An 18,740-nucleotide genomic window follows, 5' to 3' on the forward strand; every position below is an offset into this window, starting at 1 on the left:
AGCGTTAGCGCGAACGCCGCTGCACGTACACAGCCGCGATGATGATGCCCGCCTTGACGACGAGCGCGGCCGCGTCGGGAATGCCGTGCGCAAGCAGCGTGTAGCGCAGCAACTGGATGATCAGCGCGCCGATCAGCGTGCCGCCGATATACGCCTTGCCGCCCGTCAACGCCGTGCCGCCGACGGCCACGGCCGCAATCGCATCGAGCTCGATGCCGAGCCCGACCACATTCGCATCCGACGACGAATTCACCGAAATCGAAATGAGCCCCGCGAGTCCCGACAGCGCCGCGCACAGCGTGTACGCGATCATCTTCACGCGCGCGGTCGGCACGCCGCTCAAATACGCCGACTTCTCATTGCCACCCGTCACGAGCAGATATTGGCCAAATAGCGTCTTCTTCACGACCCACGCGAAGAACGCGACGAGCGCGAACATCAGCAGCACCTGGAACGGCACGCCCGCCACCTTGCCGAGCGCGATCCACTGGAAGGCGGGGTTGTTGAACGCCTGCAGACTGCCGTCGGTGACGACTTGCGCGATGCCGCGCCCGGCGATGAACAGCACGAGCGTCGCGACAATCGGCTGCACGGCTAATCGCGTGACGAGAAAGCCGTTGAACACGCCGCACACGGCGGCGGCCAGAACGGGCAGCACGAACGCGAGCGCAATGCCGAGCGGTCCGGCGATATGCAGGAACAGCATCGGCGCAAGCGCGCCCGCAATCGCCATCGACGCGCCCACGGACAAATCAATGCCGCCCGTCGCGACAACCAGCGTCATGCCGATGCCGACAATCACGATCGTCACGACCTGCGTCAGATTGACGTTGAAGGTTTGCAGCGACCAGAAGTGCTGTGTGAAGAGCAGGTTGAAGACGAGCATCGCCAGCAGCACGACGATTTCGCGCTGAATGGTGATGCGCCGCTTCTTTTTCACGGTCGATGGATCAGGCGACGCTGAAGCCGAAGCGAGCGGCGCGCCGTCGTTGCGCAGCGACTCATCAGCCATGACGGTCGTCCTCCAGTGCATCGTCGATATGTGCGGACTGCGCCGCTTCCACCAGTTGCGAGGTGCCCGCGCTGCCGTAGGCAATCGCGTCCATGATCGCGGATTCGCTCATTTGCGCGCCGTCCAGTTCGGCGACCGTGCGGCCGTCGCGGATCACGACGGCGCGATCGGCCACGGCCGTCAGTTCTTCGAGTTCGGAAGCGGACAACAACACCGCCATGCCTTCGTCGCGCAGTTCGCGCACGATCTTCGCGACATCGGCTTTGGCGCCGACGTCGATGCCGCGCGTCGGTTCGTCGAGCAGCAGCAGCGACGGCTGCGCAGCGAGCCAGCGCGCCAGCAGCACCTTCTGCTGATTGCCACCCGACAGTTCGCGGATCGGTTGATCGGGCGAACGCAGCTTGATGCCGAGCGACGCGATGAAGCGATCGACGATCGCCTGCTGCTGTTTCACATCGACGATGCCGTGCTTCGACAGCGTGCGCAGACAGACGAGAGTGAGGTTGTCGCGCACCGACAGATCCGGCACGATGCCTTCGGCCTTGCGGTCTTCCGTGAGATATGCGAGGCCGCGCGCGATCGCGTCCTGCGGCGACTTCAGCGCGACCTCCTTGCCGTTGATCGACAGCGTGCCGCGCCCGACGGGGTCCGCGCCGAACAGCAGGCGCATCGTTTCCGTGCGCCCCGAGCCGAGCAGACCCGCGAGGCCGACGGCTTCGCCCGCGTGCACATCGAGCGACACGTCGCTCACTTTCGGATGCGCGGACAGATTGCGCGCCGAAATCGCCTTGTCGCCGCGCCGCGCGAGATTCGCCTCGCGCGCGGCACTGTCGTCCTGCACGACGGCGGCGAGCGTGCGGCCCAGCATCGTCGTGACGAGCTGGCGCTTGTCGATATTCTTCATCGCGCTTTGCGCGACGGTCTGGCCGTCGCGCATCACCGTCACGCGGTCGCACAGCGCATACAGTTCGTCGAGCCGGTGCGACACGAAGATCACCGCGCGCCCATCGTCGCGCAGCTTGCGCACGACGGTGAACAGCAGTTCGACTTCGCGTTCGTCGAGCGACGAAGTCGATTCGTCCATGATGACCATCTTCGCGTCCGACGACACGGCGCGTGCGAGCGCAACCATCTGCTGAATCGCCGTCGAATAGCTGCCGGCGGGTTTCTTCACGTCGATCTGTAAGCCGAACGATTCGAGCAGCGCGAACGCGCGCCGCTGCACGTCGCGCCAGTCGATCAACCCGAAACGGCGCGGCTCGCGGCCCAGAAAAATGTTCTCGGCCACCGAGCGGAACGGCACCAGGTTTATCTCCTGATAGATCGTGCTGATGCCTGCTTCGCGCGCTTCCTTGGGCGTGCGGAAATCGATCTCGCGGCCCTCGAAGCGCACGCTGCCGCCCGAGCGCCGGTAGGCGCCCGTGAGGATCTTGATCATCGTCGATTTGCCCGCGCCGTTCTGGCCGATCAGCGCGTGCACTTCGCCCGCGGCGACGCTGAGATTCGCGCCGCGCAGCGCGGGCACGCCGCCGAACGAAATGTCGATGCCTTGCATGTCGAGCAGGGGCGCGCGTGAGGACGGCGGCGGATGAGCGCCGGGGGCCGCGTCGGAAGGCGCGTGGGATTGCGTCACGTGTGTCTCCTTTGTCGACCCGCGTTAGCGCTTTAGCGCTTACGCGGGTCCCATGCAGCGCGGTCGACCAGCATTAGCGCCTTCGCGCCTCACGGTCGCCCCACGCTGCATCGCGAGCGATGCAGCGCCGCCCGTGGTGATCGCAATGGCCGCCGCGAGAAATGACTTGCTGTCGATCGGTTCGCGAGGTCGATGGTACGCCCGGCAAAGCGAAGCGACGTTCCACGGAACGCGAACGCGCGCGCCACGGACACGTCGCCTCGAACCCTTCCCGTCAGCCGGGCGCGAACGCCCGGTGGAGCCCTGCTTGTCGGCCGTGCCGGGCGCGCCTCGCAGCATGAAAACCGGGGCGCGCCAGCCGGGTTACATCAACGAACGCTCAATAGCCGTACTGCATGCTTTCCTGCACGTTGCCCTTGTCATAGAAGCGGTCCGACACCTTGACCCACGTCGGCACCTTCTCGCCCTTCGCGAACTTCTGCGCGACATCGCATGCGAGCGGGCCGAAGAACGGGCTCGACTGCACGCTAGCGCCAAGCTCGCCGGCCGCGATCGCGTCGAGGCCGCCCTTCGTGCCGTCGATTGTCACGATCTGGATATCCTTGCCCGGTTGCTTGCCTGCCGCCTTGATCGCGGCAATTGCGCCGAGCGCCATTTCGTCGTTGTGCGCGTACACAGCCGTGACGTCGGGATGCGCCTGCAGCAGCGTTTCCATCACCTGGCGGCCCTTGTCGCGCGCGAAGTCGCCGCTTTGCGACGCGATGATCGACATGCCCGGATTCTTCGCGATCACTTCGTCGAAGCCCTTCTTGCGGTCGTTCGCGGCGGACGCGCCCGTCGTGCCCTCGAGTTCGATGATCTTCGCCTTGCCGCCCGTCGCCTTGACGAGCCAGTCGGCGGCGCGGTGGCCCTGGTCGATGAAGTCCGAGCCGATGAACGTGATGTAGTCGCGGCCCGCCTTCGCCACCGATTGATCGACGTTGCGGTCGACGAGAATCACGGGGATGCCCGCTTTCTTCGCCTGCAGCACCACGGGCGCAAGCGGCTTCTCTTCACGTGGCGGGAACACCAGCAGATCGACGTGCTGCGCGATCATGCTCTGGATGTCGGAGACCTGCTTCGAGTTGGACCCGTTGGCGTCCGTCATCACCATCTGCCAGCCACACTTGGCTGCGATGTCCTTGAAGCTTTGCGTTTCCGCCAGACGCCACGGGTTGTTGCTCTCCGTCTGCGCGAAGCCCACTTTCAGCGGTTTCTTGGTGGGGATTTTGGGCAGATCGTCAGCTTGCGCCGATGCCATGCCAACTCCCAAAGCGACTGCCAGCAATGCTGCGGCGAGCGGCTGAAGCCGTTGCCCGCGCGAATCCCGATTGTGCGACGCCATGTCTTCCTCCAGTACCAGTTGGTGTGTTTTGCTTTTGTGCTTCAACTGCCGCCGGCACGTCGGTGGTGTGACCGGACGTGCCGATTATTTCATCGTGAATTATTATTGGTCAATCACTAATAATATTAATTGCAGCGCGTTTTGCCTCGGTAATTTCCCTGACTGACCCGCGTTCGATCAACGGCCCGTCGAGTTTCACCATCCGGTGCCGTACGGGCGCGCCGGCTGCCTGGTTGTGCACTTCCTGGAGCAGCGTATCGACAGCCCAGCGGCCCAGTTCGTAGTTCGGCAGCACGACGGTCGACAGCGGCGGATGCGTGTGGCGCGCGATTTCCTGATCGTCGTAGCCGAGCACGGAGACGTCGTCGGGCACGCGGTAGCCGAGTTGCTTTAGCGCCTCGATCGCGCCGAGCGCCATCAGGTCGTTTGCGCAGAAGATCGCGGTCGGCGGATGCGGCTCGCGCATCAGCGACAGCGTGTGCTCGAAGCCCGTGCCCGAGCTCCAGTCGCCGTCGCGGACCAGCTCCGGCGCGAACGGCAGATCGGCCGTGGCGAGCGCGGTGCGGTAGCCTTTCAGGCGGTCTTTCGCCGCGTCCTGCCAGTGCTCGCCGTTGATATAGCCGATCCGCCGGTGTCCCGCGCGCAGCAGGTATTCGGTCGCGACATGGCCGCCCGCGACTTCTGCGGGCACGATCGACGACTGGCCGCCCTCGCTCGTGTAGCAGTTCAGCAGCACGGTCGGCACGCGCGCGAGCGCGGCGGGCAACGTCACCTTGCGGGTGTAGACGGTCGCGTAGATCACGCCGAACACGGTCGGGCTCGCGAGCGCCGCGTCGAGCACCTGCTGCTCGACGTCGGCATTGCCGTGCGTCGAATAGACGGCGAGCAGCTTGCCGTTTGCGTAGGCGGCATCGCGCGCGCCGTCGATGTTCACGACTGGGTGCGGACTGGTCGAGATTTCGTCGGCGAGATAGATGATCAGATTGCGCTCGCCCGACGACGGCGGCAGCGGTTCGCGCGGGGTGAGGCGATAGCCGAGATCCTGCGCAGTTTTCAGCACCTTGTTGCGGGTCGCTTCGGAAAACTTGGCGCTGCTCGCGTTGTTCAGGACGAGAGAAACAGTCGATTGCGATACGCCGGTGAGCTTGGCGATATCGGTCATCGTCGGGCGGCGCTGAGTCGATTTTTTCATTGATCTGGCCGCGCAACGGCGGCTCGTTGACGGTGAATGCCGCAGGCATCGTGGCACTGACGGTACCATTAATAATATGCGCTGGACAACACACGCAAACCCGCTTTTTGGGTTCCCGGCGATGGCGTTTGCCGGCGGATTTTTCCGGAATTATTACTAATAATATTGACCGAAGGGTTCTTCCGTGCGATTCTCGGTCGCGCGGGCCGCTTCGGCGCATGGCATCGAACGCGCGCGCCCGACGACGTCGCAACCGCCCACGCCCATTCAAACGACTATGCGCGAAGCTTCCCTTCATCCGTCCGCAGCGGATCCTGCCACCGATCTGCAGATCGACGACCCGTCGCTCGTCGTGCTGTCCAGTGGCAATACGACGCTGGTGGTCGCGCCGGAAGTTGGCGGATCGATTGCTGCTTATTTCGATGTGGTGCCTGAGCCGACGTCGCAACGCGTGCTGCATTGGCTGCGTCCCGCGACGCGCGCGGCGCTCGGCGCGCGCGATCCGCTGCGAATGGCGAGCTTCCCGCTGTTTCCCTATTGCAACCGCATACGCGACGCGCGCTTCGAGTTCGGCGGCCGTACGATCGATCTAGGCGGCGACGGAAACGGCTATGCGCACGCGCTGCATGGTCACGCGTGGCGCAGACCGTGGCGCATAGGCGCGCGCACGGCGAACTCGGTCGAACTGCATTTCGAGCATGTGCCGGATGCCGATGCGCCTGGCGACTGGCCGTTTCACTATCGTGCGAGCCAGCGCATCGAGTTGCTGGGCGATGCGCTGCGCGTGACGCTCGCCGTGCAGAGTCTGTCGGAAAGCCCGATGCCGTTCGGCATGGGCCATCATCCGTACTATCCGCGCACGTCGAACACGGTGATCACCGCGCATGTGGAAGCAATGTGGCATGCCGATGCGCACGTGCTGCCCACGCATCTCGGCCCGCATGGCGCCGTCGACGCGCTCAGGCGCGGCATGAGCGCCGACGCGTTCGAGCTGGACAACAACTTCAGCGGCTGGACGCGCAGCGCGACGATTGCATGGCCGGACGAAAGGCGCAGCGTGACGCTGACGGCCGCTGCGCCTTTCGATTATCTGGTGGTGTTCGCACCGGCGAACGATGTGCAGTTGTGCGTCGAGCCCGTCACGAATACGACCGACTGCTTCAACGCCAACGATGGCGCGCGCCAGCGCTCAGGCTACCGCGTGCTGCAGCCCGGCGAAACGCTCAGCGCGGAACTCAACTGGACGCCGCAGCGCGACTGACGCATCGCGCCGCGTTCAGTCGACGCGCAGCCGCGCCATATACGGCAGGTGATCCGACAGCCATGCCGTCTCTTGCGCCGGCTGGATCCATTCGACGGGTTTCATCCCACGTACGAACATCTTGTCGAGCGCCAGCGCGGGCGAGAACGCCGGAAACGTGCGTCCGGGCTCGCCCAGCAGCGTCGCGACTTCTTCAAGGCCGTGCTCGCGAAAGAGCGGCACGGAATCGTTGCGCCAGTCGTTGAAGTCGCCCGCCAGCACGAGCGGGCCGTCGGGCGCTTCTTTCGAGATCCAGTGCGCGATCCAGTGCATCTGACGCAGCCGTGCCTGGCGCGTGAGCGCGAGATGCGCGCACAGCAACGTCACCGCGTGACCGCCGAACGTCGCGCGCGCGACGAGCAGGCCGCGCCGCTCGAAGCGGTGCGCGGAAATGTCCCAGCGTCCACCGAGATCGAGCGGGTGCGGCGACAGGATCGCATTGCCGTGCCGCCACGACGGTTTGAATACGTTCGGCCCCAGCGCGATCTGCAACTGCAGCGCATCGGCGATTTCGGTCGCCTGGCAATGCCACACGTCATCGTCGATGTCGCCCAGGCGCGCGCCAAACGAACTCGCCAGCACGGGGCCGGGCATCCGGCGCGCCATTGCTTCTTGCAGGAAATACGCGTCGGCATGAACCGACTGTACCCAGCGCTGCATCGCCTGCCATGCCTGGAAGCCGAGCGGCGAGCGGCCCTTGTGCAGGTTCCAGCTCACGGCGATGAAGTCTTTCCTGTCGAGGTTTTCGCGTATCAGTTCTTCGGGGTTTCGCATGCCGCGTTATCCACGTTTTTCGTTAAGTTCACGGGTTGTTTGCGACGCTTGCACGCAATCGATATACGAGATTCGGTTCCTTGTCGACGATCGTCCATGACGTCCAGTCGCCCGGCGGCACTTTCAGCCCCGGATGGCTCGCATTCACCTGGCGCGGCTGCGGCGGCAGCTTGCAGCCGGTGCTCGTGGTGCGCGTGGACGGTTCTTCGAGGGTTTCCTGCGCGTCGATCACGAACGTGACGCCGCTCGCATCAGCCTGAGTTGGCGAAATGGTCAACGTGCGCGCGAGATCGATGCTGCCCGCCGGCACGTCCTTGCAACCGACGCTGTTCTGCACCACGTGATGGTGCGTATCCGTGCGCGCCTGGCCGACGGTCGTGTTGCCGTCGAATGAATCGATCTGCTGGCCGTCGCGCATCACCTGCAACTCCCATTTGACGACGGGCGGCGCGCTGCGCGGCGGCGTCTGCGCCATCGTGCCCTGAGCCATCAACGTAGTGCCGAACACGGCGGCGACGAGGCTGGTTTTCCACATGAACAAAAAGTCTCCGGAAGCTGCGTTTCGTTAAAGCGTGCGGCATCCGCGCGTTCTTTCTGCGACCGCCGACCATCTTACGCTTTATCGGGATAACGGTTTTCTGACACCCGATCTGGAACCAAGGTTCAGCGCGCGGCGGTTACATTGCATTGCAGATAGGGGCGCGGACGTGACGATTCAAGCAATTGTCTCGCCCGGCATGTGCGGTTAGCAGCAGACCCTCGTGACTGCTGGCTTGCATGCCATTTCGGCGTCGTTACACTGAAATTGAGGCGGCGTCGGGGACGCTGCGGATGCAAGACCAGCACGACGGGGTGAAGCAATGACAACGGCCATGGTTAAACAGGAAATCGCGGTTGCATCGTTCAGCGAGGTCTATGACCTGGATCAGGTCGAAACGGCGTTGAACGAACTCAGCGAAGGCGCCAACGACGCACTGCGTTCCACATACGAAAAGATGCTGAAGGTCGGCAATCTGCGCTTCTGCGTGAAGCCGAACCGGATGCCGTCGATCGACGATCTGATCGGCTCGCTACCCAACTTCACCGAGCCGCTCGACGATATCCGCAAGCAGGTCGCGCTGTGCCTCGAAACCGACGACCGCCTCGAACTGATGCCTATTCTGCTGCTCGGCGATCCCGGCATCGGTAAAACGCACTTCGCGAAGCAGCTGTCGCGGATGCTCGGCACGGCGTATCACTATGTCGCGATGAGTTCGTTGACGGCGGGCTGGATTTTGTCGGGCGCATCGTCGCAATGGAAGAACGCGAAGCCGGGCAAGGTGTTCGACGCGCTCGTGCACGGCAGCTACGCCAACCCCGTGATCGCCGTCGACGAAATCGACAAGGCGACGGGCGACTCGCAATACGATCCGCTCGGCGCGCTGTACGCGCTGCTCGAACACGATACCGCGCAGACGTTTATCGACGAGTTCGCGGAGATTCCGATCAACGCGGGCCATGTGATCTGGATCGCGACCGCGAACGACGAACGCGCGATTCCCGAGCCGATCCTGAACCGGATGAACGTCTACGAGATTCCGCCGCCGGACCGCGACGGCTCGCGGCGTATCGCGCAGTCGATCTACCACGAAATCCGCTCGGCGCACGGTTGGGGCCAGCGGTTTCCCGCGCAACTCGGCGGCGCGGCGCTCGATGCGCTGGCGCAGGCGTCGCCGCGCGAAATGCGTCGCGCGATCCTCAACGGCTTCGGCTCGGCACGCATCGCGAGCCGGGACCATATCGGCGCCGATGACATTCGCCTTGACTACAATTCGCGCCGCAAACCGATCGGTTTCTAGCGTCATTCGCGTTATTTATGCGAACAGGCCGCCCTCGCGCGGCCTGTTCATTGTTCCAATGTTGCAACCACTCCATAGCCAAAACGGGGCGATTCGCGCCTGATTTGAGCGTATTCGAGCAACAGTCAATTCCGTTAATGAGGGTCGGCAATCCGATAGCCGAGGACTAGACTCGGTTCACTGAAATGCAAACCGCGTTTCGCTCCGGACTTCACCTCAGGAACCGATCATGAAAAAGCTTTCGCTTGCCGCTTTGCTGATTTCCGCAGTCGTCGCCGCGCCCGCTTTTGCAAGCGGCTATAGCCCGGCTCCGACGCAGACCCCGTCCAGCGTCAACGGGCCCAAGACGCGCGCCGAGGTGAAGGCCGATCTGGCGCAAGCCCGCGCGAACGGCGAACTGAGCCTCAATCCGAACGCCCCCGCCTATCCTCAGCAGTTAGCAACGGGCGGTTATACGGTACCAATCGCGCACGTCGACGTCCGTCATCTGTTCAAACGCACAACTGCGCAGGATTGATCAAGCCTGTTGTGGCTCAGGCGGAACGAGTCCGCCAAATTCACCTGGAACGACCGTCGTGGGCGTACACTGAGTCAAACGCTCGACGCGTTCCCACATATTGATGCCCGCAGCCGCACAAGGCTGCGGGCATTTGTGTCTGTAGCGCGTCGCGTTATTTCGCATTGTGCATGTGAAGCGTTCGACAGCACGCGGTCACGGTTTTGACGACACCGCACGCTATCGAAATCCTGGTGGACGACGAGGTAGAACGCGGCGCATCGAGCCGCGTCCAACGGACATGGATCAGATCGAATGTGTGGTGATCGGCGCTGGTGTCGTCGGTCTTGCCGTCGCGCGCGCGCTGGCAGCGCGTGGACGTGAAGTGATCGTGCTGGAAGCGGCGGAAGCCATCGGCGTCGGCACGAGTTCCCGTAACAGCGAAGTCATACACGCGGGCATCTACTATCCGCGCGGCTCGCTCAAGGCGGCGCTGTGCGTGCGCGGCCGCGAGATGCTGTACGACTACTGCGCAGAGCGCGGCGTGCCGCACCAGCGTTGCGGCAAACTGCTGGTCGCGACGGCGCGCAACCAGATTCCCCAGCTCGAAAGCATCATGGCGCGCGGCAAGGAAAACGGCGTGCTCGATCTGATGCGGATCAGCGGCGAGGAAGCGCAGGCGCTGGAACCGGCGCTGCAATGTGTCGAAGCGGTGTTCTCGCCGCAGACGGGCATTGTCGACAGCCACCAGCTGATGCTCGCGCTGCAAGGCGACGCCGAACGCGATGGCGCTGTCTACGCGTTCCATGCGCCCGTCGAAGCGATCGAAGCGATCAACGGACGTTTCATCGTCAAGGTAGGCGGCAGTTCGCCAACTACCATCGGCGCCGCGTGCGTCATCAACAGCGCGGGCCTGCAAGCGAACGCGATCGCGCGCAAGATTCGCGGGCTCGACGCGCGCCATGTGCCGCCGCTTTATCTGGCGCGCGGCAACTACTTCAGCATCTCGGGGCGCGCGCCGTTTCACCGCCTGATCTATCCGATGCCGAACGAAGCCGGGCTCGGCGTGCACCTGACTATCGATCTCGGCGGCCAGGCGCGCTTCGGCCCGGACGTCGAATGGGTCGATTCGATCAACTACGACGTCGATCCGCAACGGGCCGAATCGTTTTACGCGGCGATCCGCACGTATTGGCCGGCACTGCCCGATCATGCGCTGCAGCCGGCCTACGCTGGCATTCGTCCGAAGCTGTCGGGTCCCGGCGAGCCGGCCGCCGACTTCCTGATTCAAGGCCCCGCCGCGCACGGCGTGCGCGGTCTGGTGAATCTGTTCGGTATCGAATCGCCGGGTCTAACGGCCTCGCTGGCCATTGCGCAGCGCGTGTGCGAAGTCAGCGGCCGCGCTTGAGCGCGCGACTGCGCGGAAATCGAATCTGGGTCGTCACGGCGCCGTCACATCGCGCCGGCGACACCGCATGACGCGCGCGTGACATCGGCCACGCGCGCGTTGGCCCACCCACGCACACGGTACGGATTCCCTTATGACCGACATTTGACGCCTCACGCGCGGCGGCTTCATTGATATGCTTGGGGATCGCTGTCGTCAGAACGGCGTAGATCCCCACAATACCAATGGAGTGACTTCCCATGAACAATTCACGTCGTACGTTTCTGATTACGAGTATCGGTGTGGCATCGACGCTCGCGCTGTCGCGCCAGGCGTTCGCCGACGCGCCGAAGGTCGCGGAATCCGATCCGACCGCGCAGGCGCTCGGCTACAAGGAAGACGCATCCAAGGTCGACAAGGCCAAATACTCGAAGTACGCAGCAGGGCAGGACTGCGGCAATTGCAGTTTCTATCAGGGCAAGGCCACCGACGCCTACGCCGGCTGCCCGATGTTCGCGGGCAAGCAGGTCGCGAGCAAGGGTTGGTGCAGCGCATATAACAAGAAGGCCTGATACAACGAAATCCAGGCGGCATGGACATGCGTCGGGCGACGCAATGCAGCATCGCCGCATGTGCCATCTGCAGTAACGGCTAGAGCGCGCACCGTGCAACGCGGTGTCGCGCTCTTTGTCGTATGAAAGTTGCTTGAAATCCAATGTCGTGCTCTTTTACACTCGCATGGCTTGCGCGCGGGGCCTCCACGACGGCCCATTCGAACCGCTTCAAACAACGCACCCCGACGCCGCCTCGACGAAGGCCGGAGACATCGATGTCACAAGCAGCGAGGAGCCTCAATACCCGTGCGGTCACAGCGGCCGTCATCGGTAATGCACTCGAGTGGTACGACTTCACCGTCTTTGGTTTTCTCACCGTCGTCATCGCTGAACTCTTCTTTCCTTCCAGCAGCGACTACGCGTCGATTCTTCTCACCACGGCGAGCTTCGGCGTCGCGTTTTTCATGCGGCCTGTCGGCGGCATCGTGCTCGGCCTGTACGCGGATCGCGCGGGACGCAAGGCGGCGCTTTCGCTGGTCATCGCATTGATGACGCTCGGCATTGCGCTGCTCGCCGTCGCGCCGCCGTACTCGGCAATCGGCATCGGCGCGCCCGTCATCATCGTGGTCGGGCGTCTGCTGCAAGGTTTCTCCGCGGGCGGCGAGTTCGGCAGTTCGACCGCGCTGCTGATCGAAGCGGCGCCGTTCTCGAAGCGCGGTCTGTACGGCAGCTGGCAGATGGCGAGCCAGGCAGCGGCACTGCTGCTCGGCGCGATCGTCGGCGCGCTGGTGACGCGCGGCCTGTCGCCGGAAGCGCTCAAATCTTGGGGCTGGCGCGTGCCGTTCATCATCGGTCTCCTGATCGGGCCGATCGGTTTCTACATTCGCCGCAATCTCGCGGATTCCGAAGCATTTTTGCATGCGAAGAAGACCGCGCGCCGCGCGACGCTCCGCGAGCTTTTCGCGCATCATACGCGCGACGTGCTCTGCGGTCTGGGCTCGGTGATCGCGCTGACGGTGACGATCTACGTGCTGATCAGCTATCTGCCGACATTCGCGGTCAAGCAACTGAAGCTGCCTTATTCGGATTCGTTCTCGGCGGTGATCGTCGGGAATCTGCTGCTGATGGTGTTGTCGCCGCTGACGGGCGCGTGGTCCGATCGTATCGGGCGCAAGGGTTTGTCGTTGTGGTCGCTGGGTCTCACGCTGGTGCTGATCTATCCGCTCTTCGCGTGGCTCCAGGAAGCGCCGAGCGTTTCGAAGCTGATTCTCGTGCAGGCCGTGCTGTCGATCACGCTATCCGGCTATTACGGTCCGTTCGGCGCGCTGATGGCCGAGCTCTTTCCGGCGAACGTGCGCTCGATCGGCCTTTCGCTCGCCTACAACTTTGCGGTGATGCTGTTCGGCGGCTTTGGCCAGTTCATCGTCACGTGGCTGATCAAGACGACGGGTTCGCCGCTCGCGCCGACATACTATGTGATGAGCGGGCTCGCGCTGTCGATCGTCGCCGTTGCGTGCATGCCTGCGAAACGTCATGCCGATCTCGACGCGATGCGCAAGCCCGTCGACGTGCTGGGGCGGCGCTAGCTGCGCGCGGGCATCAGCGGCGGCCGCCTGTCGAACCACGGACGCGCCGTTTCCAGTTGCGCGGCGAGCCGCAGCAGCGTCGCTTCGCCGCCGTCGCGCGTAGCGAACTGCACGCCGATAGGCAGTCCGCGCGCGTTCCAGTAGAGCGGCACGGACATCGCCGGTTGTCCCGTCAGATTGAACAACTCCGTGCAGCCCGCCCAAGCGAACGCCTTGTTCGACACTTCTGTCAGCAGCTTGCGCATCAGCGGCTCGACGGGCACCGTGGTGACGGCGCGCATCTGCATTTTCTCGACGGCGGTGGGCTGCATTTCACCGATCTTGATCGGCGCGGACGCGAGCGTCGCGCACAGGATCACGTCGTAGCGCGTCATCAGATCCGCGAGCTTCGCGCTCACCTGACGCTGCGCCTCCAGCGCGGCAGGCAATTCGCGCTCGCCGAATTTGCGGCCGATATGACCCATCGTCCACGTGGCGATTTCGAATTCCTCACGATTGGGCTTGCGTCCCGTGATCTGATCGGCCCGTAGCACGAGGTTTTCGGCGCTCACCGACCAGATCATCAGGAACGCTTCGCGCAGGCTCGCGAAATCGATGCCGAGCGATACGGGCTCGATGTGATGGCCCAACGACGCCGCGAGTTGTGCGGCGTCGTCGAGCGCCGCGCGGGCGTCGGCGGACAGCGCGGGCGCGAGCATCGGGTCGGTGACGAACGCGATGTGCAGCGGCTTGCACGGTTCGCCGGCGGCGGCGAGGAAGGTGCCGGGCGCACCCATCGGACGGCCGGCGTTGCCTGAGGTGAGATCGAGCAGCAGCGCGCTGTCGCGCACGCTGCGCGAGACGGCGTGATCGATGCCGAGATCGCCGGGCGCAGGCACGGCGTTCGACGGCTGCCGTCCGCGCGATGGCTTGAGTCCGAAGAGGCCGCAACACGACGCGGGAATGCGGATCGAGCCGCCGCCGTCCGACGCATGCGCGAGCGGCACGATGCCCGCCGCGACGGCGGCGGCCGAACCGCCGCTGGAGCCACCCGGCGTGTGATCGAGACTCCACGGGTTGCGGCACGGCCCAAACAGTTCGGGCTCCGTATAAGGCATCTGGCCCATTTCCGACGTGCTCGTCTTGCCGAAGATGTTGAGTCCGGCGGCGCGCGTGGCCGTGACGAGCGGCGCGTCTTCGTCGGGAACGAAATGGCGGTAGTGACGGCTGCCCATCGACATGCGCAGGCCTTTGACGGGCAGCCCGAGATCCTTGACGAGATACGGGACACCGGCGAGTGCTCCGTCGCCAATCGTGTCGTGCTCGCCGTTCGCATGCTCGCGCGATGCGCGCTGACGCGCGGCGTCGTAGTCCTTCAGAACGATGGCGTTGATCGCGGGATTGGCAGCTTCGGCGCGCGCGATGGCGGTTTCCAGCAGTTCGCGCGCGCTCACCTTGCGCTTGCGCACGAGATCGGCGAGGCCGATCGCGTCATGATCGAGATAATCGGATTGCACGACGACCCTCGCGGACAAGAAAGGTGATGAAGGCACGCGCGGGGCGTCGTGCCCTGAATGGAAGCGCCGGGCACGACGCGGCCACCTCGCGCCTCTAGCGTACCTTACGCGTGGGTGGCGAGGAAAGTCAGCGTGCGGCCATGCGCGAGCGCCGCCGAATGCTGGTGATAGCTCGCGCGCTCGGTGCAGTTGAAACCGTGATCGGCGTTCGGGTAGATATACAGTTCGACCTCGTCGCGGCCCGCGAAGCGCTCCTTCACTTCACCGACTGCCGACAGCGGAATGCCGTGGTCGAGTTCGCCGTAGTGGAACTGCATCGGCACCTTGATTTGCGGCGCCTTGTCTAGCTGGTTCTGGATGCCGCCGCCATAGTACGACACGGCGATATCGAGCAGTCCTTCAGCCGCGGCCAGATACGCCAGACGGCCGCCGAAGCAGTAGCCGATGCCCGCGACCTTGCCCGTGACTTCCGGCATCGCCCGCAGCGCGGCAGCCGTGGCGCCGATATCGGCGACGGCGAGATCGACGTTCGTCTTCTGCAGGATCTCGATGCCCTTGTCGCGATCCGCGCCGGCGTAGGTGAGTTCGACGCGCGGCTGCGTGCGCCAGAAAATATCCGGCGCGATTGCGATATAGCCGTCCTGCGCGTATTGATCGACGACGTCGCGAATGTGGCCGTTCACGCCGAAGATTTCCTGAATGATGATGACGGCCGGACCCTTGCCGCTTTTCGGCGTCGACATGTACGCGCCGAACGAATCATTGCCGGTTTGAATGTCGATCCATCGGGAACTCACGCTCACTTTGTTTCTCCTTGCATAAACGGTGAAGCCGCTATCGGGCGGGCAATCGTTTGCGGGCATCTCGCCCGCAGCGGGCGCTCAGTGTGCCATCAAAAGAAGGCAACTGCAGCGAGAGCCCCGCGCGACGGGCTTCCCGTAAGGGGATTGAAACGACTTCCCGTTCCGGCGGACGGCGCGACCGGGTTGCAGGCGCGTTGCGGCGGTCAAAAACCGCGGCACGCGTACTCTATATAGAGTGCATCGCTTAAGCGTGTTTGCGCAGGCTCTCGACCGCGCGCTACCACTATTGTGTTTGCCCGTGATGACGCGTTCGACGCACATCCGGCGCATTAACGGACGATCGCGGCCAAGCTTTAGAGCGGCACTATAGATGCGCGCCTCGTTTGCCCGAAACCCGCGCCAGGCGTTGTTTTCCGGGCATGTCCCGTGTGTCTTTCATGACTAAGTGGGATAAACGCTATTGGTAGTGTTCCCACTTTCTCAAAAAACCCCCACAAATTAATTTGATAGCCTACACTTGCGCGCAAGCGCGGGGCGCCACCTGCCACAAACAGGCTGGAACGCGTGCTTGCCAAGTGCATGAACGATGCATCCGGCGGAGTCGTCCACGGGATTTGAGCGACACGTGAAGGAAGCGGGGCACAAGGGCGATTACGTTGATTTTGGGACCGAAATCGGAGACTTACATGAACATCAAAATCCAAAAGCTGTTGCCGATCAGCGCTGCGGCGATGCTGTTTGCAACGTTGGCGACGACGGCTTCGGCCGACACTGTTGTCAAGATCGGCCATGTTGCGCCTTTGACGGGGGGCATCGCTCACCTGGGCAAGGACAACGAAAATGGCGCACGTCTCGCAGTCGAAGAGATCAACGCGAAGGGTCTGACGATCGGCGGCCAGAAGATCACGCTGCAACTCGACGCGCAAGACGACGCAGCTGACCCGCGTACGGCTACGCAGGTCGCGCAGAAGCTGGTCGACGACAAGGTTGTCGCCGTAGTCGGCCACCTGAACTCGGGCACGTCGATCCCGGCTTCGAAGATCTATAGCGATGCAGGCATCGTTCAGATTTCGCCGTCGGCAACGAACCCGGCTTACACGCAACAGGGTTTCAAGACGACGTACCGCGTCGTGGCAACGGACGCGCAGCAAGGTCCGGCACTGGCCAACTACGCAGCGAAGGGCTTGAAGGTGAAGAGCGTCGCGATCGTCGACGACTCGACGGCATACGGCCAGGGCCTCGCAAACGAATTCGAGAAGACGGCAAAGTCGCTGGGCCTGAACGTGATGTCGCATGACGCGACGAACGACAAGGCGGTCGACTTCCGCGCCATTCTCACGAAGATCAAGGGCGAAAACCCGGACGCGATCATGTACGGCGGCATGGACGCCACGGGCGGCCCGTTCGCCAAGCAAGCCAAGCAGCTCGGCCTGCGCGCGAAGGTGCTGGCTGGCGACGGCGTGTGTACCGACAAGCTGTCTGACCTGGCTGGCGACGCAACCGACAACATCGTCTGCTCGGAAGCCGGTATGGCGCTCGAGAAGATGGAAGGCGGCGCAGCGTTCCAGGCGAAGTATCAGAAGCGTTTCGGCCAACCGATCCAGATCTACGCTCCGTTCACGTATGACGCTGTGTACATCATCGTCGACGCAATGAAGCGTGCTGGCTCGACCGATCCGGCGAAGATCCTCGCAGTGATGCCGAATACGGACTACAAGGGTGTGATCGGCGAAACCACGTTCGACGCGAAGGGCGACCTGAAGCACGGCGTGATCTCGCTGTACAACTACAAGTCGGGCAAGAAGACGCTGCTCGACGTCGTGAAGATGTAAGAGCGCCTGGCGAGCGGGCGCAAACGCGGTTCGCCGCGTTCTGCCCAACGCGGGCCAGCCCGAAAGGGCTTAGGAGGCACGCGGGTTTCGACCCGCGTGCCTTTTGTTTTTGCGTAGTTCTTTTGCGCTTGCCTGTCTGCGCATTTCTTTTGCGCACCGCACGCGGTGCGGGCGATATTGTCGTATCGGCTACAACACGCGAGGGACGCGGTCGTGACACGTATGATCGATGACGAATGGCGGCACTGGATTGCTGAGAACCTGTTGCTCGAAGCCTCGCCCGAAGCCGTGCATGCTGTGCTCGTCGAGCATGGTTTCGAACGCGAACACGCGTTATGCGAGATCGATAGCACATTGCAAAGCCCTTATTTTCAAGCGGGTTCGCGCTTGCGCAATCGTTTGCGTAAGCGCGAATGGATGCTTTCCGTGTACGGTGAGTTGAATCGCATGCGTGCGGGGGCGGCGTGTGTCGAGCGCCGCGCGCGCCTGTCGCGCGATGCGTTTTACGAGCAGTTCTATTTTCAGAACCGGCCTGTGATCATCACGGGCATGTTCGACGCCTGGCCGGCGCGCAAGCTGTGGAATTTCGATTACTTTCGCGCGCGCTGCGGTCTTGCCGAAGTCGAAGTGCAGTTCGGGCGCGAGGCGGACTCGGACTACGAGATCAATCAACCCGTGTTGAAGCGCACGATGCGCTTTGGCGATTACGTCGATCTCGTCGAAAGCGCGGGCGTGACGAACGACTTCTACATGACGGCGAACAACGCGTCGCGTAACCGCACCGCGCTCGCGACGCTTTGGGCCGATGCGCCGGCGATCGGCGAGTATCTCGATCCCGCGCCAACCGACGCAGGCTATTTCTGGTTCGGTCCCGCGGGTACCAGGACGCCGTTTCATCACGACCTGACCAACAACCTGATGGCGCAGGTGATCGGCCGCAAGCGTGTTCTGCTCGTGCCGTTCACCGACACCGCCCACATGTACAACCATCTGCATTGTTATTCGCAGCTCGACGGCGGCGCGATCGATGTCGAGCGGTTTCCGTCTTTCGAACATGCGCGGGTGATCGAGTGCACGATCGAACCGGGCGAACTGCTGTTTGTGCCTGTCGGCTGGTGGCACTACGTCGAGGCGCTCGACGTTTCCGCGACGATGACTTACACGAACTTCATCGAGCGCAACGATTTCGGGCGCACCTACAGCACGTATCGCGAACTTTGAGCGGCGCCGCGATAAACAAACGGCGGACCGATGCGCTGGTCCGCCGTCCTCCCTGACGCTCAGGTTGCCGTCGTTAGTTTTTCTGTGCGATGGATTGGCCATCCACGCGAAAGTGCTGTTTGGTTCTGTCCGGGAGAGAGTTGCAAGGGTTATGCCATTGCGATCGCACGGCCATGCGTCGCGCGAAACCCAAATGGATCAGGCGCTTCGGCGCAGCGTGTCGAAAGGACGG

Annotated in this window: 16 protein-coding genes; 8 read left to right on the forward strand and 8 right to left on the reverse strand. The window is 63.4% G+C overall.

Annotation, left to right across the window (positions count from 1 at the left end; genetic code table 11):
• Window positions 1-4 precede the first annotated feature (4 nt).
• The 4 genes from C2L66_RS00510 to C2L66_RS00530 all read right to left on the reverse strand — a co-directional run bounded on the left by C2L66_RS00510 (window position 5) and on the right by C2L66_RS00530 (window position 5,191).
• Window positions 5-1,012: an ABC transporter permease gene (locus C2L66_RS00510; RefSeq protein WP_060599426.1), complete on the reverse strand. Its 1,008-nt coding sequence runs from the start codon at window positions 1,010-1,012 to the stop codon at window positions 5-7.
• A complete protein-coding gene (locus tag C2L66_RS00515; protein ID WP_176056857.1) occupies window positions 1,005-2,567 on the reverse strand; it encodes a sugar ABC transporter ATP-binding protein in 1,563 nt (520 codons plus the stop codon). The genes C2L66_RS00510 and C2L66_RS00515 overlap by 8 nt, the downstream gene beginning before the upstream one ends.
• A 457-nt stretch (window positions 2,568-3,024) precedes the next feature.
• The gene (locus C2L66_RS00525) at window positions 3,025-4,029 is read right to left on the reverse strand and encodes an ABC transporter substrate-binding protein (protein WP_035987094.1); all 1,005 of its coding nucleotides are present in this window, start codon (window positions 4,027-4,029) and stop codon (window positions 3,025-3,027) included.
• 109 nt (window positions 4,030-4,138) lie between these two features.
• Entirely contained in the window at window positions 4,139-5,191 is a 1,053-nt protein-coding gene (locus C2L66_RS00530; RefSeq protein ID WP_054929527.1) for a LacI family DNA-binding transcriptional regulator, read from the reverse strand.
• A gap of 307 nt (window positions 5,192-5,498) precedes the next feature.
• On the opposite strand from C2L66_RS00530, the gene C2L66_RS00535 reads away from it, so the two are divergent.
• Entirely contained in the window at window positions 5,499-6,482 is a 984-nt protein-coding gene (locus C2L66_RS00535; protein ID WP_060599423.1) for an aldose 1-epimerase, read from the forward strand.
• 15 nt (window positions 6,483-6,497) lie between these two features.
• Here the strand turns inward: C2L66_RS00535 and C2L66_RS00540 are convergent, their stop codons facing one another.
• Window positions 6,498-7,295, reverse strand: coding sequence for an endonuclease/exonuclease/phosphatase family protein (locus C2L66_RS00540; RefSeq protein WP_035987090.1), 798 nt, complete (start codon window positions 7,293-7,295; stop codon window positions 6,498-6,500).
• A 28-nt stretch (window positions 7,296-7,323) separates the two neighbouring features.
• Window positions 7,324-7,830 carry a hypothetical protein gene (locus C2L66_RS00545; protein ID WP_054929459.1) on the reverse strand — a complete coding sequence of 169 codons (507 nt, stop codon included), beginning with the start codon at window positions 7,828-7,830 and terminating at the stop codon, window positions 7,324-7,326.
• A 325-nt stretch (window positions 7,831-8,155) separates the two neighbouring features.
• On the opposite strand from C2L66_RS00545, the gene C2L66_RS00550 reads away from it, so the two are divergent.
• The 5 genes from C2L66_RS00550 to C2L66_RS00575 all read left to right on the forward strand — a co-directional run bounded on the left by C2L66_RS00550 (window position 8,156) and on the right by C2L66_RS00575 (window position 13,156).
• Window positions 8,156-9,133 (forward strand): AAA family ATPase, encoded by a 978-nt coding sequence (locus C2L66_RS00550; protein WP_054929460.1) that lies wholly within the window; start codon window positions 8,156-8,158, stop codon window positions 9,131-9,133.
• Window positions 9,134-9,362: 229 nt separating this feature from the next.
• A complete protein-coding gene (locus tag C2L66_RS00555) occupies window positions 9,363-9,650 on the forward strand; it encodes a DUF4148 domain-containing protein (protein ID WP_060599422.1) in 288 nt (95 codons plus the stop codon).
• 280 nt (window positions 9,651-9,930) lie between these two features.
• Entirely contained in the window at window positions 9,931-11,037 is a 1,107-nt protein-coding gene (locus C2L66_RS00560) for an NAD(P)/FAD-dependent oxidoreductase (protein WP_054929462.1), read from the forward strand.
• Window positions 11,038-11,276: 239 nt separating this feature from the next.
• The gene (locus C2L66_RS00570; protein ID WP_054929463.1) at window positions 11,277-11,588 is read left to right on the forward strand and encodes a high-potential iron-sulfur protein; all 312 of its coding nucleotides are present in this window, start codon (window positions 11,277-11,279) and stop codon (window positions 11,586-11,588) included.
• A gap of 257 nt (window positions 11,589-11,845) precedes the next feature.
• Window positions 11,846-13,156, forward strand: coding sequence for an MFS transporter (locus C2L66_RS00575; protein ID WP_060599420.1), 1,311 nt, complete (start codon window positions 11,846-11,848; stop codon window positions 13,154-13,156).
• Here C2L66_RS00575 and C2L66_RS00580 read toward each other — a convergent pair.
• Window positions 13,153-14,652, reverse strand: coding sequence for an amidase (locus tag C2L66_RS00580; RefSeq protein ID WP_098021492.1), 1,500 nt, complete (start codon window positions 14,650-14,652; stop codon window positions 13,153-13,155). The two genes, C2L66_RS00575 and C2L66_RS00580, sit on opposite strands and share 4 nt — an antisense overlap.
• Before the next feature lie 104 nt (window positions 14,653-14,756).
• Window positions 14,757-15,455, reverse strand: a complete 699-nt coding sequence (locus C2L66_RS00585; protein WP_054929466.1) for a dienelactone hydrolase family protein — start codon at window positions 15,453-15,455, stop codon at window positions 14,757-14,759.
• A 686-nt stretch (window positions 15,456-16,141) separates the two neighbouring features.
• Here C2L66_RS00585 and C2L66_RS00590 point away from each other — a divergent pair.
• Together C2L66_RS00590 and C2L66_RS00595 are read left to right on the forward strand one after the other, a co-directional pair.
• The gene (locus C2L66_RS00590; RefSeq protein WP_054929467.1) at window positions 16,142-17,287 is read left to right on the forward strand and encodes a branched-chain amino acid ABC transporter substrate-binding protein; all 1,146 of its coding nucleotides are present in this window, start codon (window positions 16,142-16,144) and stop codon (window positions 17,285-17,287) included.
• A gap of 222 nt (window positions 17,288-17,509) precedes the next feature.
• Window positions 17,510-18,508: a cupin-like domain-containing protein gene (locus C2L66_RS00595; RefSeq protein ID WP_060599419.1), complete on the forward strand. Its 999-nt coding sequence runs from the start codon at window positions 17,510-17,512 to the stop codon at window positions 18,506-18,508.
• Window positions 18,509-18,740 lie beyond the last annotated feature (232 nt).

Origin of the sequence: Paraburkholderia caribensis, assembly GCF_002902945.1 — a bacterium.
GTDB classification, from domain to species: domain Bacteria; phylum Pseudomonadota; class Gammaproteobacteria; order Burkholderiales; family Burkholderiaceae; genus Paraburkholderia; species Paraburkholderia caribensis.

Bases quoted from the DNA above. Each gene is read 5' to 3' on its own strand.
- C2L66_RS00545 (WP_054929459.1), bottom strand. From the start codon at position 7,830: ATGTGGAAAACCAGCCTCGTCGCCGCCGTGTTCGGCACTACGTTGATG.
- C2L66_RS00510 (WP_060599426.1), bottom strand. From the start codon at position 1,012: ATGGCTGATGAGTCGCTGCGCAACGACGGCGCGCCGCTCGCTTCGGCT.
- C2L66_RS00515 (WP_176056857.1), bottom strand. From the start codon at position 2,567: ATGCAAGGCATCGACATTTCGTTCGGCGGCGTGCCCGCGCTGCGCGGC.
- C2L66_RS00525 (WP_035987094.1), bottom strand. From the start codon at position 4,029: ATGGCGTCGCACAATCGGGATTCGCGCGGGCAACGGCTTCAGCCGCTC.
- C2L66_RS00550 (WP_054929460.1), top strand. From the start codon at position 8,156: ATGACAACGGCCATGGTTAAACAGGAAATCGCGGTTGCATCGTTCAGC.
- C2L66_RS00575 (WP_060599420.1), top strand. From the start codon at position 11,846: ATGTCACAAGCAGCGAGGAGCCTCAATACCCGTGCGGTCACAGCGGCC.
- C2L66_RS00530 (WP_054929527.1), bottom strand. From the start codon at position 5,191: ATGACCGATATCGCCAAGCTCACCGGCGTATCGCAATCGACTGTTTCT.
- C2L66_RS00570 (WP_054929463.1), top strand. From the start codon at position 11,277: ATGAACAATTCACGTCGTACGTTTCTGATTACGAGTATCGGTGTGGCA.
- C2L66_RS00535 (WP_060599423.1), top strand. From the start codon at position 5,499: ATGCGCGAAGCTTCCCTTCATCCGTCCGCAGCGGATCCTGCCACCGAT.
- C2L66_RS00590 (WP_054929467.1), top strand. From the start codon at position 16,142: ATGAACATCAAAATCCAAAAGCTGTTGCCGATCAGCGCTGCGGCGATG.
- C2L66_RS00595 (WP_060599419.1), top strand. From the start codon at position 17,510: ATGATCGATGACGAATGGCGGCACTGGATTGCTGAGAACCTGTTGCTC.
- C2L66_RS00540 (WP_035987090.1), bottom strand. From the start codon at position 7,295: ATGCGAAACCCCGAAGAACTGATACGCGAAAACCTCGACAGGAAAGAC.
- C2L66_RS00560 (WP_054929462.1), top strand. From the start codon at position 9,931: ATGGATCAGATCGAATGTGTGGTGATCGGCGCTGGTGTCGTCGGTCTT.
- C2L66_RS00555 (WP_060599422.1), top strand. From the start codon at position 9,363: ATGAAAAAGCTTTCGCTTGCCGCTTTGCTGATTTCCGCAGTCGTCGCC.